Genomic DNA, 757 nt, shown 5'->3' with positions numbered 1-757 from the left:
TGCAGCGTTCTCCAAGCGTAACAGCAATGGTCGACGATATCCTCGTAGGACTTGAAGACGCGGTTTGAGAGCCAGTTGTCCCTCATGAACTGCCAGATATTCTCGACGGGGTTCAACTCGGGCGATTTGGGCGGTAGGGGCAGAATGGTGATGTTTTCGGGGACGGCGAGGTTGTTGGACATGTGCCATCCCGCCTGGTCCATGATGAGGAGGGCGTGTGGGTTGTTTGCGACGTTGCGGGATATCTCGATCAGATGCTGGTTCATGGCATGGGTATCGCACCGGGACATGACGAGGGCAGCCGCCCTGCCATGTTTTGGGCAGATCGCGCCGAAGATGTAAGCCGAACGTGTGCGTTGATCGTGCGGCGCTGAGGGCCTCGATCCGCGCTTGGCCCAGCGGCGCGTGATCTTGTTCTTTTGACCGATCCGGGCCTCGCCCTGGAACCAGATTTCGATCACTTTGCCCTTGGCGGGACCGGCGGCGATTTCTGCCACAGCGGCGGGGAAGTTTTTTTAAATGCCTCAGCCGCCTCTGCATCCTGCGCATGATGCCTCGGGCGAGCCGAGAGCTTGCGGTAGCCCATGGCACGCACTTCGCGACCCAGGGTCTCCTCACTCACCGACATTCGGAATTCTTCCCAAATCCACTGGGCCAGATCACACAGACGCCAGCGAACGACGCCGACCAGATAAGGCGTGGGGCCGCGCTCGATGGCCTGTGCCAGGGCTGTGCGCTGATCTTCGGTCAACAGTGA

The 757-nt window shown here is 60.0% G+C and carries 1 pseudogene; it reads right to left on the bottom strand.

What is annotated here, in order from left to right:
• Positions 1–757: pseudogene (locus AC2YI2_RS35100) on the bottom strand (IS630 family transposase); the annotation flags it as partial.

This window comes from Rhizobium sp. SRI_017 (genome assembly GCF_057586295.1).
This window is presented reverse-complemented; position numbering and strand designations above follow the sequence as displayed.